Annotated in this window: 21 protein-coding genes and 1 pseudogene; 5 read left to right on the top strand and 17 right to left on the bottom strand. The window is 72.4% G+C overall.

What is annotated here, in order from left to right; genetic code table 11:
* Positions 1–117: 117 nt before the first annotated feature.
* From ruvX to ABZW10_RS34825, 4 genes are read right to left on the bottom strand one after another with little or no spacing between them, the layout of a single operon-like run.
* Positions 118–597 carry a Holliday junction resolvase RuvX gene (gene ruvX / locus ABZW10_RS34810; RefSeq protein WP_344325577.1) on the bottom strand — a complete coding sequence of 160 codons (480 nt, stop codon included), beginning with the start codon at positions 595–597 and terminating at the stop codon, positions 118–120.
* Between the two features lie 16 nt (positions 598–613).
* On the bottom strand, positions 614–3,283 hold the full coding sequence (gene alaS, locus ABZW10_RS34815; RefSeq protein ID WP_355374391.1) for an alanine--tRNA ligase: 2,670 nt from the start codon (positions 3,281–3,283) through the stop codon (positions 614–616).
* The gene (locus ABZW10_RS34820) at positions 3,283–3,726 is read right to left on the bottom strand and encodes a DUF6167 family protein (protein WP_355374394.1); all 444 of its coding nucleotides are present in this window, start codon (positions 3,724–3,726) and stop codon (positions 3,283–3,285) included. The genes alaS and ABZW10_RS34820 overlap by 1 nt, the downstream gene beginning before the upstream one ends.
* A gap of 4 nt (positions 3,727–3,730) precedes the next feature.
* A complete protein-coding gene (locus tag ABZW10_RS34825) occupies positions 3,731–4,207 on the bottom strand; it encodes a DUF948 domain-containing protein (RefSeq protein WP_355374397.1) in 477 nt (158 codons plus the stop codon).
* A gap of 300 nt (positions 4,208–4,507) precedes the next feature.
* Here ABZW10_RS34825 and ABZW10_RS34830 point away from each other — a divergent pair, with 300 nt between their 5' ends.
* Together ABZW10_RS34830 and ABZW10_RS34835 are read left to right on the top strand one after the other, a co-directional pair.
* The gene (locus ABZW10_RS34830; RefSeq protein WP_355374400.1) at positions 4,508–5,569 is read left to right on the top strand and encodes a hypothetical protein; all 1,062 of its coding nucleotides are present in this window, start codon (positions 4,508–4,510) and stop codon (positions 5,567–5,569) included.
* A 78-nt stretch (positions 5,570–5,647) separates the two neighbouring features.
* Positions 5,648–5,941: a tetratricopeptide repeat protein gene (locus ABZW10_RS34835; protein ID WP_355374482.1), complete on the top strand. Its 294-nt coding sequence runs from the start codon at positions 5,648–5,650 to the stop codon at positions 5,939–5,941.
* Between the two features lie 127 nt (positions 5,942–6,068).
* Here ABZW10_RS34835 and rpsD read toward each other — a convergent pair whose 3' ends face one another.
* The 3 genes from rpsD to ppk2 form a co-directional block, all read right to left on the bottom strand.
* A complete protein-coding gene (rpsD, locus tag ABZW10_RS34840; RefSeq protein WP_350570297.1) occupies positions 6,069–6,683 on the bottom strand; it encodes a 30S ribosomal protein S4 in 615 nt (204 codons plus the stop codon).
* Between the two features lie 313 nt (positions 6,684–6,996).
* Positions 6,997–8,451, bottom strand: a complete 1,455-nt coding sequence (locus ABZW10_RS34845) for a replication-associated recombination protein A (protein ID WP_355374404.1) — start codon at positions 8,449–8,451, stop codon at positions 6,997–6,999.
* A 75-nt stretch (positions 8,452–8,526) separates the two neighbouring features.
* Positions 8,527–9,312, bottom strand: a complete 786-nt coding sequence (gene ppk2 / locus ABZW10_RS34850) for a polyphosphate kinase 2 (protein ID WP_355374484.1) — start codon at positions 9,310–9,312, stop codon at positions 8,527–8,529.
* Between the two features lie 271 nt (positions 9,313–9,583).
* Here ppk2 and ABZW10_RS34855 point away from each other — a divergent pair, with 271 nt between their 5' ends.
* The gene (locus ABZW10_RS34855; RefSeq protein ID WP_355374407.1) at positions 9,584–10,519 is read left to right on the top strand and encodes a LysR family transcriptional regulator; all 936 of its coding nucleotides are present in this window, start codon (positions 9,584–9,586) and stop codon (positions 10,517–10,519) included.
* A 22-nt stretch (positions 10,520–10,541) separates the two neighbouring features.
* On the opposite strand, the gene ABZW10_RS34860 is transcribed toward ABZW10_RS34855, so the two are convergent.
* From ABZW10_RS34860 to ABZW10_RS34875, 4 genes are all read right to left on the bottom strand, one after another.
* A complete protein-coding gene (locus tag ABZW10_RS34860) occupies positions 10,542–11,048 on the bottom strand; it encodes an N-acetyltransferase (protein WP_355374410.1) in 507 nt (168 codons plus the stop codon).
* Positions 11,049–11,149: 101 nt separating this feature from the next.
* The gene (gene aspS / locus ABZW10_RS34865) at positions 11,150–12,940 is read right to left on the bottom strand and encodes an aspartate--tRNA ligase (protein WP_355374413.1); all 1,791 of its coding nucleotides are present in this window, start codon (positions 12,938–12,940) and stop codon (positions 11,150–11,152) included.
* Positions 12,937–14,199 (bottom strand): histidine--tRNA ligase, encoded by a 1,263-nt coding sequence (hisS, locus tag ABZW10_RS34870; protein WP_355374416.1) that lies wholly within the window; start codon positions 14,197–14,199, stop codon positions 12,937–12,939. Before hisS ends, aspS begins: the two co-directional genes overlap by 4 nt.
* 11 nt (positions 14,200–14,210) lie before the next feature.
* Complete coding sequence (locus tag ABZW10_RS34875; RefSeq protein WP_355374419.1) at positions 14,211–14,918, bottom strand: MBL fold metallo-hydrolase; 708 nt, start codon at positions 14,916–14,918, stop codon at positions 14,211–14,213.
* A gap of 281 nt (positions 14,919–15,199) precedes the next feature.
* Between ABZW10_RS34875 and ABZW10_RS34880 the strand changes: the two genes are divergently transcribed.
* Entirely contained in the window at positions 15,200–16,033 is an 834-nt protein-coding gene (locus ABZW10_RS34880) for a peptidylprolyl isomerase (RefSeq protein ID WP_355374422.1), read from the top strand.
* A gap of 265 nt (positions 16,034–16,298) precedes the next feature.
* On the top strand, positions 16,299–17,528 hold the full coding sequence (locus ABZW10_RS34885) for a DUF349 domain-containing protein (protein WP_355374425.1): 1,230 nt from the start codon (positions 16,299–16,301) through the stop codon (positions 17,526–17,528).
* A gap of 91 nt (positions 17,529–17,619) precedes the next feature.
* Here ABZW10_RS34885 and ABZW10_RS34890 read toward each other — a convergent pair.
* From ABZW10_RS34890 to ruvB, 6 genes and pseudogenes are all read right to left on the bottom strand, one after another.
* Positions 17,620–19,932, bottom strand: a pseudogene (locus ABZW10_RS34890) (bifunctional (p)ppGpp synthetase/guanosine-3',5'-bis(diphosphate) 3'-pyrophosphohydrolase); the annotation flags it as partial.
* 330 nt (positions 19,933–20,262) lie between these two features.
* Complete coding sequence (locus tag ABZW10_RS34895) at positions 20,263–20,814, bottom strand: adenine phosphoribosyltransferase (RefSeq protein ID WP_355374428.1); 552 nt, start codon at positions 20,812–20,814, stop codon at positions 20,263–20,265.
* A 25-nt stretch (positions 20,815–20,839) separates the two neighbouring features.
* Positions 20,840–21,949, bottom strand: coding sequence for a protein translocase subunit SecF (gene secF, locus ABZW10_RS34900; RefSeq protein WP_355374430.1), 1,110 nt, complete (start codon positions 21,947–21,949; stop codon positions 20,840–20,842).
* A 4-nt stretch (positions 21,950–21,953) separates the two neighbouring features.
* Positions 21,954–23,669: a protein translocase subunit SecD gene (gene secD, locus ABZW10_RS34905; RefSeq protein WP_355374487.1), complete on the bottom strand. Its 1,716-nt coding sequence runs from the start codon at positions 23,667–23,669 to the stop codon at positions 21,954–21,956.
* 235 nt (positions 23,670–23,904) lie between these two features.
* Positions 23,905–24,330 carry a preprotein translocase subunit YajC gene (gene yajC, locus ABZW10_RS34910; RefSeq protein WP_355374432.1) on the bottom strand — a complete coding sequence of 142 codons (426 nt, stop codon included), beginning with the start codon at positions 24,328–24,330 and terminating at the stop codon, positions 23,905–23,907.
* Between the two features lie 273 nt (positions 24,331–24,603).
* Positions 24,604–25,698, bottom strand: coding sequence for a Holliday junction branch migration DNA helicase RuvB (gene ruvB, locus ABZW10_RS34915; protein WP_355374435.1), 1,095 nt, complete (start codon positions 25,696–25,698; stop codon positions 24,604–24,606).
* Between the last annotated feature and the right edge of the window lie 25 nt (positions 25,699–25,723).

Below are 25,723 nucleotides of genomic sequence, written 5' to 3' on the forward strand. Positions count from 1 at the left end.
GCCCCGCCCGCGCCCCCCCGGCGCGCCGCGGGCCCCGCTCAACGCCCCAACCGGATGTGGGCCCGGTGCGGACGCGCGTCCGCACGGACCCCTCTTCGGGACGTTAGAACAGGCCGGTCAGCCCGCCGCCTCGACGCTCTCACCGGGCGGGCGTCCGCTCACCCGTTCGGACTCAAGGGCGGTCTGCAGGATCACCACCGCGGCGGCCTGGTCGACCACCGAGCGGCCCTTCTTGGCCTTGACCCCCGAGGCGCGCAACCCGTGGGTCGCGGTGACCGTCGACATCCGCTCGTCGACCAGCCGGACCGGCACCGGCCAGAGCCGGTTGGCCAGCCGGGCCGCGTAGCCGCGCACCTTCTCGGCCGCCGGGCCCTCCTTGCCGCTGAGCGAGCGCGGCAGCCCGACGATCACCTCGATCGCGCCGTACTCCTCGACGATCGCGGCGATCCTGGCCTGCGACTTCACCCCGGCCGGGACGGTTTCCACCGGGGTGGCGAGCACCCCGTCGGGGTCGCAGGACGCGACCCCGATCCGGGCGTCCCCGACGTCGACGGCGATCCGCCGCCCGCGCCGGAAGGGCTTCTCCTCGAACTCCATCAGAACGCGGACCCCATCAGGAGGCACGCTCCGCGACCAGGCCGCGCACCGCGGCGACGGCCTCGTCGATCGCGGCCGGGTTGGTGCCGCCGCCCTGGGCGACGTCGTCCTTGCCGCCACCGCCGCCGCCGAGGGTCTTGGCGGCGGTGCGGACCAGCTCGCCGGCCTTGATGCCGCGGCCGCGGGCGTCCTCGTTGGTGGCGATCACGGTCAGCGGGCGGTCGTTGGCGACGGTGAAGGCGGCGACCACGGCCGGGCGCGCGCCGAGCCGGCCGCGCACGTCCAGGACCAGCTTGCGCAGCTCGTCCGCGCCGGTGCCGTCGGCGACCCGGGCGGCCACCACGGCGATGCCGTGCACGTCCTCGGCCGAGTCGGCCAGGCCCGCGGCGGCCGCGAGCACCTTCTCGGCGCGGAAGCGCTCGATCTCCTTCTCGGCGTCCTTGAGCTTGGCGAGCATGCCGGAGATCTTCTCCGGCAGCTCCTCCGGGCGGCCCTTGACCAGCTCGGTCAGCTGGGCGACCACGGTGTGCTCACGGGCCAGGAAGCGGTAGGCGTCGGCGCCGACCAGCGCCTCCACCCGGCGCACGCCGGAGCCGATCGAGGACTCGCCGAGCAGCTTCACCAGACCCAGCTGGGCGGTGTTGCCGACGTGCGTACCGCCGCACAGCTCCTTGGAGAAGTCGCCGATGGTGACGACGCGGACCTCGTCGCCGTACTTCTCGCCGAACATCGCGATGGCACCGGCCTTGCGGGCCTGGTCCATCGTCATGACCTCGGCGGTGACCTCCAGCTCGCGGGTCAGCACGTCGTTGATCTTCTGCTCGACGTCGGTCAGCACGCTGCCGGGCACGGCGGCGGGCGAGCCGAAGTCGAAGCGGAAGCGGCCCGGGGCGTTCTCCGAACCGGCCTGGGCGGCCGTCGGGCCGAGCGCGTCGCGCAGCGCCTGGTGGGTCAGGTGGGTGGCCGAGTGGGCACGGGCGATGGCCCGGCGGCGGTCCACGTCGATGGTGGCGTACGCCGCGGAGCCGAGCACGACCTCGCCGAACAGCACGCCGCCGGAGTGCACGATCACGCCCGGGACGGGCTGCTGCACGTCGCGGATCTCGACGACCGCGCCGGAGTCCAGCCGGATCCGGCCGTGGTCGGCGAGCTGGCCGCCGCCCTCGGCGTAGAACGGGGTGCGGTCGAGGATGAGCTCGACCTCGTCGCCCTCGGTGGCGGCCGGCGCCGGGACGCCGTTCACCAGCAGGCCGACCACGGTGGCCTCGCCCTCGGTGAGGGTGTAGCCGGTGAAGACGCTGGCGCCGGACTTGTCGGCGACCTCGCGGTACGCGGCGACGTCGGCGTGGCCCATCTTCTTGGCCTTGGCGTCCGCCTTGGCGCGGTCCCGCTGCTCCTGCATCAGGCGGCGGAAGCCGGCCTCGTCGACCTGCAGGCCCTGCTCCTCGGCCATCTCCAGGGTCAGGTCGATCGGGAAGCCGTAGGTGTCGTGCAGCTTGAACGCCTGGTCGCCGGAGAGCACCACGCCGCCGGCCTGCTTGGTCTCGGTGACCGCGGCGTCCAGCAGGTTGGTACCGGCCTTCAGGGTCTGCAGGAAGGCCGTCTCCTCGGCGGTGACGACCGTCTCGATGCGCTTGCGGTCGGTCTCCAGCTCCGGGTACTGCGGGGCCATCGCCTTGATCGCGATGTCCGTCAGCTCCTTGGCCACCGGCTCGGTGGCGCCCAGCAGGCGCATGTTGCGGATGGCGCGGCGCAGGATGCGGCGCAGCACGTAGCCGCGGCCCTCGTTGCCGGGGGTGACGCCGTCGCCGATCAGCATCAGCGCGGTGCGGATGTGGTCGGTGACCACGCGCAGCGAGACGTCCGCCTTGTGGTCCGCGCCGTAGGCGTGGCCGGTCAGCTCGGCGGCCCGGTCCAGGATCATCCGGCTGGTGTCGATCTCGAAGAGGTTGTCGACGCCCTGCAGGATGGCGGCCAGGCGCTCCAGGCCGAGGCCGGTGTCGATGTTCTTGCTCGGCAGGTCGCCGAGGATCTCGAAGCCGTCCTTGCCGTCGCCGTGGCCGCGCTCGTACTGCATGAAGACCAGGTTCCAGATCTCCAGGTAGCGCTCGCCGTTGACGGCCGGACCGCCCTCCTCGCCGTACGCGGGGCCGCGGTCGTAGTTGATCTCCGAGCACGGGCCGCACGGGCCGGGGACGCCCATCGACCAGAAGTTGTCCTTCATGCCCAGGCGCTGGATGCGCTCCGAGGGCACGCCGATGACCTCACGCCAGATCAGCTCGGCCTCGTCGTCGTCCTGGTAGACGGTGATCCAGAGCTTCTCCTTCTCCAGGCCGTAGCCACCCTCCGCGACGGGAGTGGTGAGCAGCTCCCAGGCGAACTTGATGGCTCCTTCCTTGAAGTAGTCACCGAAGGAGAAGTTGCCGCACATCTGGAAGAAGGAGCCGTGCCGGGTGGTCTTCCCGACCTCCTCGATGTCCAGGGTGCGCACGCACTTCTGCACGCTGGTGGCGCGCGAGAACTGCGGCTTGACCTCGCCCAGGAAGTAGGGCTTGAACGGGACCATGCCGGCGTTGACCAGCAGCAGGGTGGGGTCGTCGGCGACCAGGGACGCCGACGGAACGACGGTGTGGCCGCGCTCCTCGAAGAAGCGCAGCCAGCGGCGGCGGATCTCTGCCGACTCCATTAGTGGTCCTTCCGGTTGGTACCGCCCCGCGGCGCAATCGCGCGCCGGGGCGTTTTCTCGATGGCTTGGGGGGTGGTGCGGGGACCGTCCGAGGACGATGCGCGGGCACTGCTGGACGGAGGCAGGGCGGCGGCCGGGCTCCCGGGCGCCGCCGAGATAGCTCGGTACCGTGGCTCGCCGCGCACGCCGGCGCGGCGGCGCGGCTCGACGACGGCGGTGCCGTCCAGTCCGAGGTCCTCGCGCAGCTGCTCCTCGCGCTCGGTCATGCCGGTCCGCACGTCCTGGGCGAACTGCTTGGCCCGGTCGCCCAGCTGCAGCGCGCCGCGGGCGGCGGTGCCGGAGAGGCTGTCCGGGGTGAGCCGGTGCACGGCCTCGTTGGCCTTGTTCATGGCCCAGACGGTGGCGCCGGCGCCGACCGCCATCCAGAAGATGCGTCGCACCATGCCGTCAGCCCCTCACCGCGCGCCGGACCCGGGAGAGCAGACCGCTCCTGGGGGCGGTCGCGGCGCGCACCTCGGCCCGGATCAGCCGGGCCAGCTCCTCGCGCTCGGCCGGCTGGGTCGGCAGCGTGGCCGTGCCCTGCTGCTTGGCGACCGCCTTGCGCACGCCGTAGCTGAACGCCGCGACCTTGACCAGCGGACCGCCCAGGGTGGCCGCGACGGTGGAGGAGAGCGCGTTGGCGTTGGCCGCCGCGTCCTGCACGTTGGCGGTGATCTCGTCCACCCGCTCCAGCTGCTCGTTGGCGCTGCGCACCGCGGTGCCGGCGTCGGTCAGCAGCGGCACCGCCTGCTCGGTGACGGCGGAGACCAGGACGGCCGCCTCCTTGAGCACCCGCGACAGCCGGACCAGCACGACCGCGAGCAGGGTGACCAGGACCGCCCAGAACACGGCGACGAGCAGGCCGGCCAGCTCTCCCACGGACACCGTTGCGCGCTCCCTCGCTGTGCGTACCTCAGGGCACCCATGCCCTAGGGAACCCTATCGCGACCACGCGGAGTTTCCGGACCGGGTTTCCCTCGCGGGGCGCGCGGCGATCCGACCGGATGTGCGATCCGCGCGCGTAACCTACCCGTCGGTCACCTCGTTCTGCCGGTCGGGCCGCGGCCGCGCGGCCCGGACGGACGGACGCCCTGGCCGCCTCGGCCCGGGCCTCGACGCGGGGAGCAGGGTGTGGACGGGGAACCGACACCGCGACCGGAGGGGCCGTCGCCGGGGCAGGAACGTTTGCTCCGGGCCCGCCTGTCGGTCTTCGCGGGCGGCTTCGACGCCGACGCGGCCGAGTACGTCTGCGCCGGCGCGGGCATCGACCCGGACGAGCTGCCCGGGCTGCTCGGCGGACTCGTCGCCCGATCCGTCCTGCTGCGCGAGCGGAGCCCGCACGGCGCACGGTTCCGGCTGCCGGACGCCGACCGCGCGGACGGTCGGCGACGGCTGCGCGCCGCCGGCGAGGAGCGCCGGCTGCGGCGCCGCCACCGGGACTGGTACCTGGGCGTGGCCACCTGGGGCGAGGTCGAGTGGTTCGGCCCCCGGCAGGCGGAGACCGCCGAGCGCACCGCCCTGGTGCACGCCGACCTGCGGACCGCCCTGGAGTTCTGCCTGACCGAGCCCGGCGAGCAGCGCACCGCCCTGCTGCTGGCCGGCACCCTCTGGTTCTACTGGGCCGGCTGCGGCCACCCCGGCGAGGGGCGGCGCTGGCTGGAACGGGCGCTGGCGCTCGACCCGGAGCCCACCGAGGCCCGCGCCAAGGCCCTCTGGGCGGCCGGCTGGACGGCCACCCTGCAGGGCGACCTGACGGCCGCCGGGCCCGTCCTGGAGGAGTGCCGCCGCCAGGCGCTGGCCACCGGCGACGACCGCGCGCTGGCCCGCGCCGTGCACCGGCAGGGCGATGCCGCGCTGGCCGGCGACCGGCCGGCCCGCGCCGCCGAGCTGTTCGAGGAGGCGCTGCGGCACTACCGCGCCGTCGGCGAGCTGGACAGCAACGTGCTGAGGGCGATGGTCGGGCTCGGCACCGCCCAGCTGCGCCGGGGCGACCGGGAGGGCGGCGAGCTCCGGCTCGGCCGGGCCCGCGAGCTGTGCGAGCAGTACGGCGAGCAGTGGGCGTACGCGTACGGGCTCCACGCGCTGGCGTACGCGCGCTGGCTGGACGGTGCGGTCCGCCCGGCCCGGACGCTGGCCCGGGAGAGCGTCCGGCTGCACCGCCGCTTCAACGACCGGGCGGGCATCGTCCCGGCGCTCGACCTGCTGGCGCGGCTGGAGGGCGGGCCGCTCCCGCCCGGGAATAGTTGAAACTTGTCCGGTGCTGGAGCGGGCGGAACCACCGTACGGAAGGAGCACCCCGTGGCCAACATCGCCGACGAGTACCGCATGGCGAACTTCTACTTCGACTCCAAGGCGTACACCGACGCCGCCCGGATGCTCGAAGGAGTGCTCGCCGAGGAGCCGGCCAACCTGTCGGTCCGGCTGCTGCTGGCCCGCAGCTACTTCCACTCCGCCCAGCTGCGCAAGGCGGAGGCCGAGCTGCTCCGGGTCCTGGAGGCCGACCCGGCCGAGGACTACGCCCGGCTGATGCTGGGCCGCACCCTGGAGCGCCAGGGCCGCGCCGAGGAGGCCCGCCCGCACCTGCGGCTGGCCTCCGCGATGACCGGCGAGTCGTACTGACCCACCCGGACACCACCCGGGGCACCACCCGGGACCGTCCGGACACCACCCGGACAAGGGGCGAGCCCCCGCCGCCACAAGGGCGACGGGGGCTCGCTGGGGTACCGCAGGTGATACCGCTCGCGGGTCAGCGCGAGTAGTACTCGACGACGAGCTGCTCGTCGCAGATCACCGGGACCTCCTTGCGCTGCGGCGCACGGTCCAGACGGAAGGCCAGGGCCTTCAGGTTGACCTCGAGGTACTTCGGGGTCTGGCCCTCACCCGCGTTGCCACCCTCACGGGCGACCTGGAACGGGACCTTCTCCTTGCTGCGCTCGCGGACGGTGACCACGAAGCCCGGCTTCATCTGGTACGACGGCTTGTTGACCTTGCCGCCGTTGACCTCGATGTGGCCGTGGACGACCATCTGACGGGCCTGGTAGATGGTGCGGGCGATGCCCGAACGCAGCACCAGGGCGTCGAGGCGGGTCTCCAGCTCGGCGACGAGCGCCTCACCGGTCTTGCCCTCGGCCTTCTTCGCGCGGTCGAACGCACGCGCCATCTGCTTCTCGCTCAGGTCGTACTGAGCGCGCAGCCGCTGCTTCTCGACCAGACGGACCTTGTAGTCCGAGTTCTGCTTGCGGCCACGGCCGTGCTGGCCGGGCGGGTACGGGCGGGCCTCGAAGTACTTGACGGACTTCGGGGTCAGCGGCACGCCGAGCGCACGCGCGATCTTGACCTTGGGGCGCTTCTGGTTCGCCATGAACCAAACCTTCCTTGCTTACGAATACGGCTTCACCAGGTGTTGACGGAGGTCGCCTGTCGCGACCCGGAGAAAACCCCACCGCCCGGGGGCAGTGCGATCAGCCGCTCTCCGGAGCCGGGCACGAGATGTGCTTGTCACACGGGTCGAACCGGAAGCCGGTTCGCCCGCGACACCGAAACGGTGCGCGACGCTCCTGGTGCGGACCTCCCGGAGGAGGCCGACGGCCGGTGTCCCGCTGGTGCGGCCGGTCGGCTGGGTCTCCCCCGCCGCCGTCCCGGGACATGGCACTCCGCCCGAGTATACCGGCAGATCACCCGTCCTTTGACCCGGGCTCCTCCTGGCCCTTCGCCTCCCCCGCGGACACCGCCTTCGGCTCCTTCGGCTCCGCCTTGGAAGCACCCTTCGACGCCGCCCTGGGCTCCCCGCGCAGCCGCGCCCTGGTCCACTCCACCACGTCCGCGTAGCGCGCCTCCCCGCCGTGCCGGGTCGGCTGGTAGTACGCCTTGCCGTGCACCGCGTCCGGCGCGTACTGCTGGGCCGCGATGCCCTCCGGCAGGTCGTGCGGGTAGCGGTACCCCTTGCCGTGCCCCAGCTTGCCCGCGCCGCCGTAGTGCGCGTCCCGCAGGTGCGGCGGCACCGGCCCGGCCAGCCCCTGCCGGACGTCCGCGAGCGCCGCGTCGATCGCCAGGTAGGCGGCGTTCGACTTGGGCGCCAGGGCGAGCGCGATGGCCGCCTGGGAGAGGATGATCCGCGCCTCCGGGAAACCGATCAGCGCCACCGCCTGGGCCGCCGACACCGCGGTCTGCAGCGCCGTCGGATCGGCCAGGCCGACGTCCTCACTGGCCGAGATCATCAGCCGCCGGGCGATGAACCGCGGGTCCTCCCCCGCCTCGATCATCCGGGCCAGGTAGTGCAGCGTGGCGTCCACGTCGCTGCCCCGGATCGACTTGATCAGCGCGCTGGCCACGTCGTAGTGCTGGTCGCCGTCCCGGTCGTAACGAACGGCCGCGTGGTTGACGGCGGTCTCGGTGGTGGCCAGCGTGATGCTCGCCTCGCCCTTCTCCAGCGCCGCGCCGGCCGCCGCCTCCAGCGTGGTGAGCGCCTTGCGGGCGTCCCCGCCGGCCAGCCGCACCAGGTGGTCCTCGGCCTCCTGGCTCAGCTCCACCGCGCCCTCCAGGCCGCGCTCGTCGGCGACCGCGCGGCGCAGCAGCGCCCGCACGTCGTCGTCGGTCAGCGACTCCAGGGTCAGCAGCAGCGAGCGGGAGAGCAGCGGGGAGATCACCGAGAAGTACGGGTTCTCGGTGGTCGCGGCGATCAGGGTGACCCAGCGGTTCTCCACGGCGGGCAGCAGGGAGTCCTGCTGGGCCTTGGAGAAGCGGTGGATCTCGTCGAGGAACAGCACCGTCTCCCGGCCGGTCATGCCGACCGCGCGGCGGGCGCCGTCGATGACCGCGCGGACCTCCTTGACCCCGGCGGTGATCGCGGACAGCTCGACGAAGCGCCCCTCCACCGCCTGGCTGATGACGTGCGCCAGCGTGGTCTTGCCGGTGCCGGGCGGGCCCCACAGGATCACCGAGCTGGTCGCCGCCGGACCGCGCGAGCCCGCGACCAGCCGGCGCAGCGGGGAGCCGTCCTTGAGCAGCTGCCGCTGGCCGGCCACCTCGTCGAGGGTGCGCGGGCGCATCCGTACGGCGAGCGGCGCGCGGCCGGGCTCCTTGCTCTGGCGTTCCTCGGCGGCGGCGGTGAAGAGGTCCGGTTCGTCCACACCGGAAGCCTATGCGAGCCCGCCGACAGCACGGCCCGGCCGGCGCCCGGCCCGACGCCCCCGCTGCTCGCCGCGCTACTCCCCGAGGCCCGCCGCGTGGTCCGGGACGTAGCGCTGGAGGTCGCGCGGGGGCCGCTGGTAGCCGCGCGAGGCCGGGCGCTGCGGCAGCTCGATCCGCGGCGGCTTCACCTCGCGGTAGGGCAGGGTGGAGAGCAGGTGGGCGATCATGTTGATCCGGGCCCGCCGCTTGTCGTCGCTCTCCACCACGTTCCACGGCGAGTCCGGGGTGTCGGTGTGCAGGAACATCTCGTCCTTGGCCCGCGAGTAGTCCTCCCAGCGGGTGATCGACTCGACGTCCATCGGCGAGAGCTTCCACCGCTTCATCGGGTCGTCGAGACGGTCCCGGAAGCGCCGCTGCTGCTCGGTGTCGCTGACCGAGAACCAGTACTTGCGCAGCAGCAGGCCGGACTCGGTGAGCATCCGCTCGAAGGTCGGGCACTGCTGCAGGAACTGCCAGTACTCCTCCTCGGTGCAGAAGCCCATCACCTTCTCCACCCCGGCCCGGTTGTACCAGCTGCGGTCGAACAGCACGATCTCGCCGGCGGCCGGCAGGTGCTCGACGTAGCGCTGGAAGTACCACTGGGTGCGCTGGCGCTCGGTGGGCGCGGGCAGCGCGGCGACCCGGGCGATGCGCGGGTTCAGAAACTCCGTCACCCGCTTGATCGCGCCGCCCTTGCCGGCCGCGTCGCGCCCCTCGAACACCACCACCAGCCGGGCGCCCTCGGCGCGCACCCACTCCTGGAGCTTCACCAGCTCGTGCTGGAGCCGCAGCAGTTCCTGCTCGTAGGGCTTCCTCGCCAGGCGCTCGCCAGGGCCGGTCCGTCCGTCCGGGGCGCTCTGTTCGCGCTGGGCCTTCGCTGCCACCCGGGTGCCTCCGTTCGGTGGGGTGCTGATGACCCTTCACCGTACGTCCTGGAACGTCTTCCCGCAGGTCGGGGGGACCGGCCGGGCAGCGGCCGCCCCCTGAACCGCCGCTGCCCGGCTCCCCCGCGGGCCGGTCCGAGGACCGAGCGACCAACCATGACCCAGACCTGCCGGACGGGTCCAATTTCCGGTTCCATAACCTGGGGGCATGGATGTCGACACCCGCCTGCTGCGCAGTTTCGCCGCGGTCTGCGAGGAGGGTCAGCTGACCGCGGCGGCGGCCCGGCTATTCGTCTCCCAGCCGACGCTGACCAAACAGATCCGCCAGCTGGAGAGCCTGCTCGGGGTGGAGCTGTTCGAACGGTCGCGGCGCGGCATGGCCCCGACGCGGGCCGGCTGGGCGCTGGCCGCGCACGCCGGGTCGCTGCTGACGGGCTGGGAGGAGGCGCTGCGCGCCACCCGGTCGGCCGCGGCGGACCAGGGCTCGACGCTGCGGGTGGGATTCGAGGGCGGCATCATCAACCTGATGTCCCGGCGCACGGTGACGGACTTCGCCCGCAGGATGCCGGGCTGGCAGGTGGAGCTGCGGCAGAACAACTGGTTCGACCCGACCTCGGGCCTGGCCTCCGGCGAGATCGACCTGACGCTCTGGCACGCCCCGCCGTCGCTCTCCGAACGGTACGGGGTGGCCGTGCTGGGCGAGGAGGCGCGCTGCGCGGCGCTGCCGGCCGGGCACCGGCTGGCCACCCGTGCGGTGATCGACTTCGAGGAGCTGCTCGACGAGCCCTTCGTGGCGATCCCGCACGAGGCCGGGCACTGGCGCGACTACTGGCTGGCGGTCCGGGAGCGGGGCGGGCGACCTGTGCGGATCGGCGCGGTGGCGCACAACACCGACGAGTGGCTGGCCGCGGTGGTGTGCGGTCAGGGCGTCGGTTTCGCCCCGGAGACGATGAGTCGGCTGGCAGCGCGTGAGGATGTCGCGTACCGGCCGGTGCGGGGGTTGAGCCCGAGCCAGGTCGGGCTGTACTGGCCGAAGGACCGGAAGCCGACGCCCGCCATGACCGCGTTCGTGCGCAGTTGCCGCGCCACGATAGGTCTCGGAGGTAAGCCGGCTCGCTCGGCCTGGACGGCCCCGTCGGGCTAGGGGCCGGCCGTCGGGCTGGGGGCTAGACGGCCTCGAAGGGCTCGGGGTAGTGGCACAGGCCCCGCGGGGAGCCGTCGTACGCGGGCAGCGCGAGCGCCTGGAAGTACTCCCCGGGCACCTCGAACGGACCGCTCACCTCGTGCCGTTGGGCCGGGATGAAGCCGAATCGGCCGTAGTAGTCGGGATCGCCGAGCACGACGACGAGCTTCTCGCCGGCCTCCTCGGCGGCCGTCAGCGCGGCCCTGACCACCAGCTCGCCGACGCCTTTGCGCTGCCACTCGGGAGCCACGGCGACCGGCGCGAGCGCCAGCCCCCGGCCCTCGCCGACCCGCAGCCGGGTGAGCAGCGCGTGGCCGACCACCAGCCCGGAGTCGTCGACCGCGACCACCGACAGGTCGGGCAGCCAGGCCGGGTCGCGGCGCAGTGCGTCGACCAGGTCTGCCTCGTCGGGGCCGGGGAAGGCGGCCATGTGAACACGTCTGGTGGCGGGCGCGTCCTCGGGACACTCGATCCTGGTACTGACCTTCACAGGGGAACCCTCTCTTTGTCGCACACCGTTGTGGACCGGCCCCGGACAGCGGAAAACCGTCCGGGGCCGTGAAAGGTTAGCCGATGTCGGCCGACGGGGTGTCAGGCCTTGGGCTGGCCCTCCGACTTGCCGTCCTCGCGGGCCTTCGGCTGGGCGTCGACGCCGGCCTCGCGCCGCTGCGCCGGGGTGATCGGGGTGGGGGCACCGGTCAGCGGGTCGCCGCCGGTGGACGTCTTCGGGAACGCGATGACGTCCCGGATGGTGTCGTACCCACCGAGCAGGGTGACGATCCGGTCCAGGCCGAAGGCGACGCCACCGTGCGGCGGCGGGCCGTAGTTGAAGGCGTCCAGCAGGAAGCCGAACTGCGAGGCCGCCTCCTCCTCGGAGAGGCCGATCGCGTCGAACGCCCGCTTCTGCACGTCCCGCTGGTGGATACGGATCGAACCGCCGCCCAGCTCCGAGCCGTTGAGCACCAGGTCGTAGGCGTTGGACAGGGCGTTGCCCGGGTCGGTGTCGAAGGTGGCCAGCGACTCCGCGGTGGGGGCGGTGAAGGGGTGGTGCACGGCGTGCCAGCCCTGGAAGGCGCCCTTGTCGTCCTCGATCGGCTCGAACATCGGGAAGTCGACGACCCAGAGGAAGGCCCACTGGGACTCGTCGATCAGCTCGCAGCGGCGGCCGATCTCCAGACGGGCGGCGCCGAGCAGCTCCTGGGAGGGGCGCTCCTTGCCGGCCGCGAAGAAGATCGCGTCGCCGTTCTTGGCGCCGGCGGCGGCGGCCAGGCCGGCCAGGTGCTCCTCGGAGAGGTTCTTGGCGACCGGGCCGCGCAGCTCGCCGGTCTCGGCGTCGATCAGCACGTAGGCGAGGCCGCGGGCGCCGCGCGCCTTGGCCCAGTCCTGCCAGGCGTCGAGCTGCTTGCGCGGCTGCGAGGCACCGCCGGGCATGACCACGGCGCCGACGTACGGGGCCTGGAAGACCCGGAAGTCGGTGCCCTGGAAGTACCCGGTGAGGTCGGTGAGCTCCTGGCCGAAGCGGACGTCCGGCTTGTCCGAGCCGTAGCGGCCCATGGCGTCGGCGTAGGTCATCCGCGGCAGCGGGTTCGGGATCTCGTAGCCGTGGACCTCGCGCCAGACGGCGCCGATGATCTTCTCGCCGAGGGCCAGGATGTCCTCCTGGTCGACGAAGGAGGCCTCGATGTCCAGCTGGGTGAACTCCGGCTGGCGGTCGGCGCGGAAGTCCTCGTCGCGGAAGCAGCGGGCGATCTGGTAGTAGCGCTCCATGCCGGCCACCATCAGCAGCTGCTTGAACAGCTGGGGCGACTGCGGCAGGGCGTACCAGTGGCCGGGCTGCAGGCGGACCGGGACGAGGAAGTCGCGGGCGCCCTCGGGGGTGGAGCGGGTGAGGTACGGCGTCTCGATGTCGAGGTAGTCGTTCTCCTCCATCACCCGGCGGATGATGTTGTTGACCTTGGAGCGCAGGCGCAGGCCCTTGGCCGGGCCCTCGCGGCGCAGGTCGAGGTAGCGGTAGCGGAGGCGCACCTCCTCGTTGACCGTGCCGGGCTCGTACTCGGCGACCGGGAACGGCAGCGGCGCGGCCTCGGAGAGGACCTCGATCCCGCTGACGACGACCTCGACGGCGCCGGTCGGGATGTCCGGGTTCTCGTTGCCCTCGGGCCGCACCCGGACGTCGCCGACCACCTTGACGCAGTACTCGGCCCGCAGGCCGTGCACCGAGTCGAGGTCGCGGACCACGATCTGCACGGTGCCGGAGGCGTCGCGCAGGTCGATGAAGGCCACGCCGCCGTGGTCGCGGCGGCGGGCGACCCAGCCGGCCAGGGTGACGGTGGTGCCTGCGTGCTCCGGGCGGAGCGTGCCCGCGTCGTGCGTGCGGATCACAGCTGCTTCTCCTTCAGGGTGGTGACGAGTGCGTCGAGGGCGACGGGGTTCTGCTCGCCGGTGGTGAGGTCCTTGAGCTGGACGACGCCCTCGGCGAGGTCGCGCTCCCCCGCGACGAGGGCGAAGCGGGCGCCGGAACGGTCGGCGGACTTCATGGCGTTCTTGATGCTCTTGACGCCGAAGGCGAGGTCGGTGGCGACGCCGGCCCGGCGCAGCTCGATCACCTTGGCGAACAGGACGTTCTTGGCCTCCTCGCCGAGCGCGACGGCGTACACGGAGGTGGCGGCCGGCAGGTCGAGGGTGACGCCCTCGGCCTCCAGGGCCAGGAAGGTGCGGTCCACGCCGAGCGCCCAGCCGACCGAGGGCAGCGCCGGGCCGCCGATCATCTCGGACAGGCCGTCGTAGCGGCCGCCTCCGCCGATCGCGGACTGGGCGCCGAGGCCGTTGTGCACGAACTCGAAGGTGGTCCGGGTGTAGTAGTCCAGGCCGCGGACCAGCTTGGGGTCGTCGACGAAGGCGACGCCGTTCGCGGTCAGCAGCTCGCGGACCTTCTCGTCGTAGGCCTTGCAGTCCTCGCAGAGGTAGTCGCGCAGCATCGGGGCGCCGCCGAGCTGGGCCTGCACGTCCGCGCGCTTGTCATCCAGCACCCGCAGCGGGTTGATCTCGGCGCGGCGGCGGGTGTCCTCGTCGAGGTCCAGGCCGGCCAGGAACTCGACCAGGGCGGCGCGGTAGACCGGGCGGCACTGCTTGTCGCCGAGGCTGTTGAGCAGCAGGCGGTAGTCGCTCAGGCCGAGCGTGCGGAAGGCGTCGTCGGCCAGGATGATCAGCTCGGCGTCCAGCGCCGGGTCCTCGGCGCCGATCGCCTCCGCGCCGACCTGCGAGAACTGGCGGTAGCGGCCCTTCTGCGCCCGCTCGTAGCGGTAGTAGGAGCCGGAGTACCAGAGCTTGACCGGCAGGTTGCCCTGCTTGTGCAGGTTGGCCTGGAGCGCGGCGCGCAGCACGGAGGCGGTGCCCTCGGGGCGCAGCGCGAGCTCGTCGCCGCCCTTGGTGGTGAGGGTGTACATCTCCTTGCTGACGATGTCCGTCGACTCGCCGACGCCGCGGGAGAACAGCTTGACGTCCTCGAAGACCGGGGTCTCGATGTACCCGTAACCGGCCCGGCGGGCCGGGGCGGCGATCGCCTCGCGGACCGCCAGGAAGGTCGCCGAGCTGGGCGGCAGCAGGTCGTAGGTGCCCTTGGGGGCGGTGAAGGTGCTCAACTTCTCTTCCGTCACATTCCTCGTCGCGGGAAAGCCGGGGCGCCGGCCGCCCCCGCTGCCTGCCGGAGGTAGGGGTTGGTGGCGCGCTCGCGGCCGATGGTGGTCTGTCCGCCGTGGCCGGAGAGGACCACGGTGGCGTCGTCGAGGGGCAGGCACACCCGGGCCAGCGAGCGCAGGATCGCCTCGCCGTCCCCGCCCGGGAGGTCGGTTCGCCCTATGGAGCCGGCGAAGAGCAGGTCGCCCGAGAAGAGCACCGGGGGAAGGTCCTCGGCGCCGGGCGTCCGGAACGTCACCGACCCCTTGGTATGGCCGGGGGCGTGGTCGACGGTGAGGGACAGGCCGGCCAGTTCCAGCACGCTGCCGTCGGTGAGCTCGCGCACGTCGTCGGGCTCGCCGACGGTCAGCTCGCCCATCAGCTGGGTGCCCAGGGAGCGGCCGAGCGCCTTCTCCGGGTCGCTCATCATGTAGCGGTCCTCGGGGTGGATCCAGGCCGGCACGCCCTTGGCGCCGCAGACCGGGACCACGGAGGCGACGTGGTCGATGTGGCCGTGGGTGAGCAGCACCGCGACCGGCTTGAGCCGGTGCTCGCGGACCAGTTCGTCGACGCCGGCGGCGGCCTGGTGGCCCGGATCGACGATGACGCACTCCTCGCCCGGCCCCGGCGCGACCAGGTAGCAGTTGGTGCCCCAGGCTCCAGCGGGGAATCCGGCGATGAACACGCGCGTCCTTCGGTGTCGGTCTTCGGGGTCTTCGGCGTTCCTCGCCGTGGCGGCTACGGCTGCGGCTACGAACTGTGATGTAGGGGCAGCCTACCGGCGGTGCGGGCCCGGTTGCGAACCAGATCGGCGTGACAGGTTCACTTCGAGCTGAACGGTTCACCCCGTTCTTACGGTCGCGGTCCCTACACTTGGCCGCCGATGAGTGCGATGATCCGCATCGGCGTCGCACACAGACGAAGCCCCCACATCCGCGATCAGCACATCCGTAGGAGACAGAGCCGGTGGTCAGCAGCGAACAGCGGCGGCGGCAGCTCGCCCGGGACAAGTACGAGCGCCAGCAGGAGCGCCGGCTCGCCGCGGCGGCCGCGCGCAAGCGGCGCAACACGATCCTCGGCGCGTCACTCGCCGTGGTCGTGCTGGCGGGTGGTGGCACCCTCTTCGCGACCGGCGCGTTCGACTCGGACGACAAGAAGAAGGACGGCGCCACCGCGCAGGCCGCGCCGACCCCGACCGAGCCCAGCGTGCCGACCCGCAAGCCGGTCGAGGGCTGCGGGGAGCCGGCGCCGGGCACCCCGAACGGCAAGCAGTGGCAGGCCGAGCCGGCCATGACCGTCGACACCAAGGCCACGTACAACGTGACCCTGGACACCAACTGCGGCAAGGTGACGCTGGCGCTGGACGCCGCCAAGGCGCCGCACACGGTGAACTCCTTCGCCTTCCTGGCCGGCGAGCAGTACTTCGACCACACCAAGTGCCACCGGCTCACCACCGGCGGCATCTTCGTGCTGCAGTGCGGCGACCCAACCGCCAGTGCCACCGTTCCGGGCGGCGCCGGAGGCCCCGGCTACAAGTTCGCCGACGAGAACCTCACCGGCGCCAAGTACCCGGCCGGCACCGTGGCGATGGCCAACGCCGGCCCGGGCACCAACGGCAGCCAGTTCTTCCTGGTCTACAAGGACACCGAGCTGTCGCCGAACTACACCCCGTTCGGCACGATCACCGGCGGTCTGGACGTGCTCCAGAAGATCGCCGCCGCGGGCACCCTGGAGGGTGGCGGGGACGGCCACCCGATGGCCGACGTCACCCTCAACTCGGTGACCGCCGCCAAGGGTTGACCCGCTCCGGGGCAGTCCGGGGGCGCCGTCGCGGCACCCCCGGGCCGCCCCGGACCGAAATCGCCCGGCCCGGATGCGGACAGCACCGGGCCTGGTCGCCTATGTTGGCGTTGTATAGGGTGCCCAGACCCGCCGGCCGTCACCCTCGGCAGCAGAAGAACACGGCGGACGGGGACGGCGGACTCATCGGTCCGCCGCACATCAACTGTGGACGACGGACGCGTACCGCCCCGGCGCGGGCGCGACGTCATGTGGAGGACGCGCTATGAGCAGCGACCCGTGGGGCCGTGTCGACGAGCAGGGCACGGTCTACGTCAGGACCGCGGACGGCGAACGCGTCGTCGGCTCCTGGCAGGCCGGCTCGCCCGAGGAGGCGCTCGCCTACTTCGAGCGCAAGTACCAGGGCATCGAGGTGGAGATCGGCCTGCTGGAGAAGCGGGTGCGCACCACCGACCTGGCCGCCAAGGACGCCCAGGCCGCCCTGGAGCACCTGCGCGAGCAGGTCACCGAGGCGCACGCGGTGGGCGACCTGGCGGCACTGGCCCAGCGGCTGGACACGCTCGCCGGCGAGATCGAGAGCCGTCGCGAGCAGCGCAAGGTCGCCCGGGCCAAGGCCCAGGACGAGACCCGCACCGCCAAGGAGGCGCTGGTCGCGGAGGCCGAGCAGCTCGCCGAGTCCACCCAGTGGCGGGAGGCCGGCGACCGGCTGCGCGCCCTGGTGGACACCTGGAAGGGCCTGCCCCGGCTGGACCGCAAGAGCGACGACGAGCTGTGGCACCGCTTCTCGCACGCCCGCTCGGTCTTCTCCAAGCACCGCAAGTCGCACTTCGCGGCGCTGGACGCCGAGCGCGAGCAGGCCCGGCTCACCAAGGAGCAGCTGGTCGCCGAGGCCGAGGCGCTCTCCTCGTCGACCGAGTGGGGCGACACCGCGGCCGGCTACCGCGACCTGATGGCGCGCTGGAAGGCCGCCGGCCGCGCCCAGCGCGACGTCGAGGACGAGCTGTGGGCGCGGTTCCGCGGCGCCCAGGACGTCTTCTTCCAGGCGCGCAGCGCGGTGTTCAGCGAGCGTGACGCCGAGCAGGTCGCCAACCAGAAGCTCAAGGAGGCGCTGGCGGCCGAGGCCGAGACGATCCTGCCGATCACCGACCTCAAGGCGGCCAAGGCGGCGCTGCGCGAGGTCAACGAGCGCTGGGAGGCGATCGGCCACGTGCCGCGCGACGTCCGCCCGAAGCTGGACGGCCGGCTGAACGCGGTCGAGCGCGCCATCCGCGAGGCCGAGGACGCCGAGTGGAAGCGCTCCAACCCGGAGGCCAAGGCCCGCGCGGCCGGCATGGCCGGCCTGTTCCAGGCCAAGGCGGACAAGCTGCGCACCGACCTGGACAAGGCCCGCGCGGCCGGCAACGCCGCCAAGGCGGCCAAGCTGGAGTCGGAGCTGGCCGGCGTCCAGGAGCTGCTGGAGCAGGTGCACCGAGGCCAGGAGGAGTTCAGCGGCTGATCCGGCCGCGGACACCACGCGAAGGGCCCCCGGGGAGCGCTCCCCGGGGGCCCTTCGCGTCGCACGGCCGTGTGCGGCTCGTGCGGCTCGGCTACTTGCGGGCCGAGGTGACGCGGTAGACGTCGTAGACGCCCTCGACGCCGCGGACCGCCTTGAGGACGTGGCCCAGGTGCTTGGGGTCGCCCATCTCGAAGGTGAAGCGGCTCATCGCCACCCGGTCGCGGGAGGTCTGCACCGCCGCCGACAGGATGTTGACGTGCTGGTCGGACAGCACCCGGGTGACGTCCGAGAGCAGCCGGGAGCGGTCCAGCGCCTCGACCTGGATGGCCACCAGGAAGACCGACGACTGGGTGGCCGCCCAGTCGACCTCGATCATCCGCTCGGGCTGCTGGCTGAGCGCGTCGACGTTGACGCAGTCGGCGCGGTGCACCGAGACGCCGTTGCCGCGGGTGACGAAGCCGACGATGGCATCGCCCGGCACCGGGGTGCAGCAGCGCGACAGCTTGACCCAGACGTCCTCGACGCCCTTGACGATCACACCCGGGTCGCCCTTGGCCCGGCGGCGCACCGCGCGCCGGTTGTCGTGGGTCGGGGTGGCCGTCTCGGCGAGGTCCTCGGTGGCGCCCTCCTCGCCGCCGAGCGCCTGCACCAGCTTCTGGACGATGCTCTGCGCGGTGACGTGGCCCTCGCCGATCGCCGCGTACAGCGAGGAGATGTCCGGGTAGCGCATCTCGTGGGCGAGGGTGACCAGCGAGTCGCCGGTGAGGATCCGCTGGATCGGCAGGCCCTGCTTGCGCATCGCGCGGGCGATGGCCTCCTTGCCCTGCTCGATCGCCTCCTCGCGGCGCTCCTTGGAGAACCAGGCGCGGATCTTGTTGCGGGCGCGCGGGGACTTGACGAAGCCCAGCCAGTCCCGGGACGGCCCGGCGTTCTCCGCCTTGGAGGTGAACACCTCGACGGTGTCGCCGTTCTCCAGGGTCGACTCCAGCGGCACCAGCCGCCCGTTCACCCGGGCCCCGATGGTGCGGTAGCCGACCTCGGTGTGCACCGCGAACGCGAAGTCCACCGGGGTGGCCCCGGCCGGCAGGGCTATGACGTCGCCCTTGGGGGTGAAGACGAAGACCTCGTTGCTGGCCAGGTCGAAGCGGAGCGACTCCAGGAACTCGCTGGGGTCGGCGGTCTCCTTCTGCCAGTCCAGCAGCTGCCGCAGCCAGGCCATCTCGTTGACGGCGCCGGCCTTGTCGTCCTTGCGGGTCTGGGTCGGGGTGTCGGTGCGCACCTTGGACGCGCCGGCCACCGCGCGCTGCTTGTACTTCCAGTGCGCGGCGATGCCGTACTCGGCGCGGCGGTGCATGTCGAAGGTGCGGATCTGCAGCTCGACGGGCTTGCCCCCGGGACCGATCACCGTGGTGTGCAGCGACTGGTACATGTTGAACTTGGGCATCGCGATGTAGTCCTTGAACCGCCCCGGCACCGGGTTCCACCGCGCGTGGATGGTGCCCAGCGCCGCGTAGCAGTCGCGGACGGTGTCGACCAGGACCCGGATGCCCACCAGGTCGTAGATCTCGGCGAAGTCCCGGCCCCGGACGATCATCTTCTGGTAGACCGAGTAGTAGTGCTTCGGCCGGCCGGTGACGGAGGCGGTGATCCGGGCGCCCCGCAGGTCCCCCTGGACCTGGTCGATGACGGTCGCCAGGTACTCGTCCCGCTTGGGGGCGCGCTCGGCGACCAGCCGGACGATCTCGTCGTACATCTTGGGGTAGAGGATCGCGAAGGCGAGGTCCTCCAGCTCCCACTTGATGGTGTTCATGCCCAGCCGGTGCGCCAGCGGGGCGTAGATCTCCAGGGTCTCGCGGGCCTTCTTCTCCTGCTTCTCCCGCTTGAGGTAGCGCATGGTGCGCATGTTGTGCAGGCGGTCGGCCAGCTTGATCACCAGGACCCGGGGGTCCTTGGCCATCGCGACGACCATCTTGCGCACCGTCTCGGCCTGGGCGGCCTCGCCGAACTTGACCCGGTCCAGCTTGGTGACGCCGTCCACCAGCAGGGCCACCGAGTCGCCGAAGTCCTTGCGCAGGGTCTCCAGGCCGTAGTCGGTGTCCTCGACGGTGTCGTGCAGCAGCCCGGCCATCAGGGTCGGGGCGTCCATGCCGAGCTCGGCCAGGATGGTCGCGACCGCCAGCGGGTGGGTGATGTACGGGTCGCCGCTCTTGCGCTTCTGCCCGCGGTGCCACTTCTCGGCGACCGCGTACGCCTTCTCGATGTCGCGCAGCAGCGCCGGGTCGGCCTTGGGGTCGTTGGCCCGGATGGAGCGGAAGAGCGGCTCCAGCACGGGGTTGAGCACGCTGGAGCGCTGGCCGCCGAGGCGGGCGAGGCGGGCCCGCATGCCGCCGGCGGAGGCGGCCCGGCCGACCGGGGCGGACGGGCGGGACGGGGTCGGCGCCGGGCGTGCCGGGGTGGCCCCCGAGGCCGTGGGCCGGTTCTCGGGGGCGGCCGCAGCCGCCGTGGGCACAACCTCGTCGGGCAAGGACACTCCTCAGGGCGCTCGGCCTGCCCCCCGCGGGCGCCGCACGGCTCGCGCAACCGGGAGGGGATGAATCTTCATGGTACCGAGCCCGGCGTCAGGACGTTCGGTCGGCCGGGCCCGCACACGCGGCGGACACACGCCTGACACAACGGCGGGCGGCGGCCGGAGCATTCCGACCGCCGCCCGCCGTTCGATGGGCCCTGCGGGACTTCAGACCGTGACCAGCGTCTCCAGCGGAGCACTGCCCAGGTGCGGCGCCAGCCGCTCGCGGCCGTCGAGGAAGCCCAGCTCCATCAGCACGACCACACCGGCCAGCTCGGCCCCGGCCTCCTTGACCAGGTCCAGCGAGGCACCGATGGTCCCGCCGGTGGCGAGCACGTCGTCCACCACCAGCACCCGCTCACCGGGCGCGAAGGCGTCGCACTGGACCTCCAGCGTCGCCGAGCCGTACTCCAGCTCGTAGGAGCGGCGGAACACCTCGCCGGGCAGCTTGCCCTGCTTGCGGATCGGCACGAAGCCGAGCCCGGCCGCGAAGGCCGCCGGCGCGGCCAGGACGAAACCGCGCGCCTCCAGGCCGACCACCTTGGTGGCCCCGAGCTCCGCGGCCCGGCCGGCGAGCGCCCGGGTGAGCGCGCCGAAGGCCTCGGCGTCGGCGAGCAGCGGCGCGATGTCCTTGAACAGCACGCCCGGCTTCGGGTAGTCCTGGACGTCCCGGATCCGGCTGGTGAGCAGCTCGGCCAGGGGGGTGTCGGCGGTGGTCACGAAGGGTCCTTACGGTCGGCGGCGGTCAGCGCTTGGTGGACGGACGGCCCTTGGCACGCGTGGTGCCGGCCGGGCGCCCGCGCTGACCGACCATACCCGCCGGCAGGTCCTCGTCGGCGATCTCCTCGGCCTCGCCCGCCTCGCCGGCCTCCTTGGCCACGGCGGCCTTGGCGTCGGCGGCGCGGCGCTGGGCGACCCGCTTGGCCAGGGCCTTCATCTCCGGCGCCTCCTCCTTGAGCTGCGCGAGCAGCGGGGTGGCGACGCAGATCGACGAGTAGGCACCGGCGGCCAGACCGATGAACAGCGCCAGCGAGATGTCGTTCAGGGTGCCGGCGCCCAGCAGACCGCCGCCGATGAACAGCAGCGCCGCCACCGGGAGCAGCGCGACCACGGTGGTGTTGAGCGAGCGGACCAGGGTCTGGTTGAGGCCCGCGTTGGCCGCGTCGCTGTAGGTGAGCTTGTTCTGCTTGGTGATCCCCTTGGTGTTCTCCTTCACGGTGTCGAAGACGACGACCGTGTCGTAGAGGGAGTAACCGAGGATGGTCAGGAAGCCGATCACGGTGCCCGGGGTGACCTCGAAGCCCACCAGGGCGTAGACGCCGATGGTGATCAGGAGGTCGTGGATGAGGGCGACCAGGGCGGCCACCGCCATCCGCCACTCGAAGGCGATCGCCAGGTAGATCGTCACCAGGATCATGAAGATGACCAGGCCGGTGAGCGCCTTGTTGGAGATCTGCTCACCCCAGCTGGGGCCGATCACCTGGGCCTCGATCTCGCCGACCGGGACGCCGAGCTCCTGCGAGAGCTTGCCGGTGACCTCGGCGGAGGTGGTCTTGTCCTCCGAGGAGACCTGGATGCGGATCTTGCCGTTGTCGGTCGACTGCACCAGCGGGTGCGAGGAGACGATCTTGTCGACCGCCTCCTGGGTCTGCGACACCGTCAGGCCCGGCTTGGTCACGGTGTAGACCGAGCCGCCCTTGAACTCGATGCCCAGGTGCAGGCCCATCGCCAGGCCGATCCCGGCGACCAGGACGATCACCGCGGAGATGCTGTACCAGAGCTTGCGCCGGCCGACGAAGTCGAAGCTGATTTCGCCCTGGTAGAGCTTGTGGCCCAGATTGGAGAAGCGCGACACGGTGTCAGGCCCCCTTCACGGCGGCGGAGGACGAGGGGGAACGACGGCGGGTGCTGCGCAGCGGCGGGCGGGCGCCCAGCCGCTTCGGGTCCAGGCCGGACCACGGGTGACCCTCGGAGAAGAACTTCCGGCGGGCCAGCAGCGTGATCAGCGGCTTGGTGAACAGGAAGATGACGACGACGTCGAGCGCCGTGGTCAGGCCCAGCGTGAACGCGAAGCCCTGCACCTTGCCGACCGAGACCAGGTAGAGCACGGCGGCACAGAGGAAGGAGACGAAGTCCGACACCAGGATGGTGCGCCGGGCGCGCGGCCAGGCCCGCTGGACCGCCGGGCGCAGCGAGGCGCCCTCGCGGACCTCGTCGCGGATGCGCTCGAAGTACACGATGAAGGAGTCGGCGGTGATACCGATCGCGACGATGGCGCCGCAGACCGCCGGCAGGTTCAGCGCGAAGCCGATCCCCGCGCCGAGCAGGCTCATGATCGAGTAGGTCAGCGCCGCCGAGACGAGCAGACCGGCGATCGAGATCAGGCCCAGGCCCCGGTAGTAGAGCAGCGAGTAGGCGACCACCAGGATCATGCCGATCAGACCGGCGATCAGACCGGCCTTCAGCTGGTCACCGCCGAGCTGCGGGGAGACGGTGGTGACGTCGCTGGTGGTGAACTCCAGCGGCAGGGCGCCGAAGCTCAGCACGTTGGCCAGGCTCTGCGCCTCGGTCTGGCTGAAGTTGCCGGAGATCACGGCCGAGCCGCCGGGGATGGCGCTGCGCACGTACGGGTGGGAGACGACCTGGCCGTCCAGCACGATGGCGAACTGGTTGGTGGGGTCGGGCTGGGTGGCGAGCTGACCGGTGACGGCGGTGAACGCGTCGGTGCCCTTGCCGTTGAACTGCAGCTGGACCTGCCAGCCGCCGCCCTGCTGGGTGTCGATGGTGGCCTGCGCCTTGGAGACGTCCGCCCCCATGACCGCGACCGGGCCCAGCGCCAGCTTGTAGTAGGCGCCGTTCTCGTCCTTCTGCGTGCAGGCGACGGTCGGCGCGCCCTCGGCGCTCTGGTAGTTCTTGTTCCGCTGCTCCGGCTTGGTGCAGTCCAGCGAGCCGAACTGGGCGGCCAGCTCCGGCGGGACGGTGCCCGAGGTCATCGCCGCGGAGAGGTCCGGCGTGGCCGCCGGGTCGGTCGCGGCGGCGCTCGGGGCGGCGGGGGTGCCGGCGGTGGTGGCCGCGGGGGTGGTCGGGTTGTCGGCCGCGAGGGCCTCACCGGCCGGGCGGCCCTGCTTGGTGGCGCTCGCACTCGGCGTACCGGTCGCGGCGGCGCTCGGGGTGCCGGTGGCGGCCGCGGTCCCGCTCGGGGTGGCGGCGGCGCTCGGGGTGCCGCTCGCGCCCGCGGACGGGGTCGCGGTCGGCGCCGGGGCCTGGATTCCACTGGGGGCCAGGGCCAGGACCGGGCGGAAGTAGAGCTTCGCGGTGGTGCCGACCTGGTCGGCGGCGCTCTGCTTGTCACCGCCCTTGGGGATGTTCACGATGATGTTGCGGTCGCCCTGGGTCTGGACCTCCGCCTCGGAGACGCCCATACCGTTGACGCGCTGCTCGATGATCCCGGTGGCGATGTCCATGTTGGACTTGTTGATCGCCTTGGGGTCGGTCGACTTCGCGCTCAGCGTGATGCTGGTACCGCCGGCGAGGTCGATACCGAGCCGGGGCTTGGTGTTGCCCGTCCCGAACATGAGGGCGACCAGTCCGACGGTGACGACCAGGATGAGGGCCAGCGCCCGCCCTGGGTAACCGTCGCGCGGGCGCGACTTGGGTGTTGCCACCTTGCTCGTTTCTCCCTGTCCATGCCACTTCCCCCCACCGACCCCCGCCCAGCACGCGGCCGGGCGGGGTAATGGCGGAACTGCGGCCCTGAGTCCTGTGGGCTCGCGGCACAACGCCGCGCAGCCGGGCGGGTGCCCGACCGTACTACTTGCTCGCGGGAGCCCCGCCCTCGGCCTCGGCCTTCGCGTCGCCCTTGTCGGCGTCGTCCTTGCTGAACGACAGCGGCTTCGCGTCGGCCGACCCGGCCTCGACCTCGACGTCCTCGTCCGAGGCGTCGACCCCCTCGTCCTCGGCCGGGCGACCGTTGATGATCGCGTCGTACTCGGCGGGGTCCAGAACCGCCGCGATCGCGTTCTTGGTGAAGTGGGTGACCACGCCCGGCGCGATCTCCAGCTCGACGGTCTCCTCGTTGACCGCCTTCACCTGCGCGTACAGGCCGCCGATGGTCCGCACGCCCGCCCCCGGCTCGAGCGCCGTCTGCATCTGGGTCATCTGCGCCTGGCGCTTCTTCTGCGCCCGGAACATGAGCACGATGGCGAGGATCGGGAGGAGGAGGATGATGAGGTTCACTGCAGCCAGGGTCCTTTACGGGCCGCCGGCCGGCGGCCTGTGTGGTAATGGTCGTCCCGTCGGGTGAGAGGGGCGGTCCGGCGGAGTCTAGGCGACCCCGAACTGATCGGACAACGCCAAGCATCGCATCATGCCGCCGAAAGTGGCGACCCTCCGCCTGCACAGTTTCCCCGGACTTCTTCCCCGACTTCCGCAGGCGCCCCGGGCAGCGGACGCACATGGTCCGCACACGCTCCGACATCACCCGTTCGGCCCTGACCGGGCGGCGCGTCGTCAGCCCTGGCCGGATCCGCCCTCCCCGTCCGGGGCGAACAGCTCCGGCTGGGGGGCCGCCGCGGCGCGTCCGGGCTGCGCCGGCGGGGTGAGCCCCAGGTGCCGCCAGGCCGCGGCGGTGGCGATCCGCCCGCGCGGGGTGCGGGCCAGCAGACCCTCGCGGACCAGGAACGGTTCGGCGACCTCCTCGACCGTCTCGGCCTCCTCCCCCACCGCGACCGCCAGGGTCGACAGCCCGACCGGGCCGCCGCCGAACAGCCGCAGCAGCGCGTCCAGCACCGCCCGGTCCAGCCGGTCCAGACCACGGGCGTCCACCTCGTAGACGTCCAGCGCCTGGCCCGCGATCGCGGGGGTGATCACGCCGTCGTGCCGCACCTGCGCGTAGTCGCGCACCCGGCGCAGCAGCCGGTTGGCGATGCGCGGCGTGCCACGGGAGCGGCCGGCGATCTCGGCGGCGCCGGCCGGGTCGATCTCCACGTCCAGCAGCGCGGCCGAGCGGTGCACCACCCGCTGCAGCTCGGCGGGCGCGTAGAACTCCATGTGCCCGGTGAAGCCGAAGCGGTCACGCAGCGGCGGCGGCAGCAGACCGGCCCGGGTGGTCGCGCCGACCAGGGTGAACGGCGGCAGCTCCAGCGGGATGGCGGTCGCGCCGGGCCCCTTGCCGACGATCACGTCGACCCGGAAGTCCTCCATCGCCATGTAGAGCATCTCCTCGGCGGGCCGGGACATCCGGTGGATCTCGTCGAGGAACAGCACCTCCCCCTCGGCGAGCGAGGAGAGGATCGCCGCGAGGTCGCCCGCGTGCTGGATCGCCGGCCCCGAGGTGATCCGGATCGGGGCGCCCAGCTCGGCCGCGATGATCATCGACAGGGTGGTCTTGCCGAGCCCGGGCGGGCCGCTGAGCAGCACGTGGTCGGGGGCCGCGCCGCGCTTGCGGGCCGCCTGCAGCACCAGCGACAGCTGCTCGCGCACCCGCTCCTGGCCGATGAACTCGTCCAGCAGCCGGGGGCGCAGCGCCGCCTCGACGGCCTGGTCCTCACCGTCGGCGGCGGCGGTCACCAGCCGGTCGGCGGGCTCGGAGTCGTACGGGCTCATCGGAGGCGGCTCCCACATCGGTGTC

This window comes from Kitasatospora sp. NPDC004723 (assembly GCF_040609255.1).
GTDB lineage: Bacteria > Actinomycetota > Actinomycetes > Streptomycetales > Streptomycetaceae > Kitasatospora.

Bases quoted from the DNA above. Each gene is read 5' to 3' on its own strand.
- ABZW10_RS34885 (WP_355374425.1), top strand. From the start codon at position 16,299: ATGAGCAGCGACCCGTGGGGCCGTGTCGACGAGCAGGGCACGGTCTAC.
- ABZW10_RS34855 (WP_355374407.1), top strand. From the start codon at position 9,584: ATGGATGTCGACACCCGCCTGCTGCGCAGTTTCGCCGCGGTCTGCGAG.
- alaS (WP_355374391.1), bottom strand. From the start codon at position 3,283: ATGGAGTCGGCAGAGATCCGCCGCCGCTGGCTGCGCTTCTTCGAGGAG.
- ruvX (WP_344325577.1), bottom strand. From the start codon at position 597: ATGGAGTTCGAGGAGAAGCCCTTCCGGCGCGGGCGGCGGATCGCCGTC.
- ABZW10_RS34820 (WP_355374394.1), bottom strand. From the start codon at position 3,726: ATGGTGCGACGCATCTTCTGGATGGCGGTCGGCGCCGGCGCCACCGTC.
- ruvB (WP_355374435.1), bottom strand. From the start codon at position 25,698: ATGAGCCCGTACGACTCCGAGCCCGCCGACCGGCTGGTGACCGCCGCC.
- secD (WP_355374487.1), bottom strand. From the start codon at position 23,669: ATGTTCGGGACGGGCAACACCAAGCCCCGGCTCGGTATCGACCTCGCC.
- ABZW10_RS34835 (WP_355374482.1), top strand. From the start codon at position 5,648: ATGGCGAACTTCTACTTCGACTCCAAGGCGTACACCGACGCCGCCCGG.
- rpsD (WP_350570297.1), bottom strand. From the start codon at position 6,683: ATGGCGAACCAGAAGCGCCCCAAGGTCAAGATCGCGCGTGCGCTCGGC.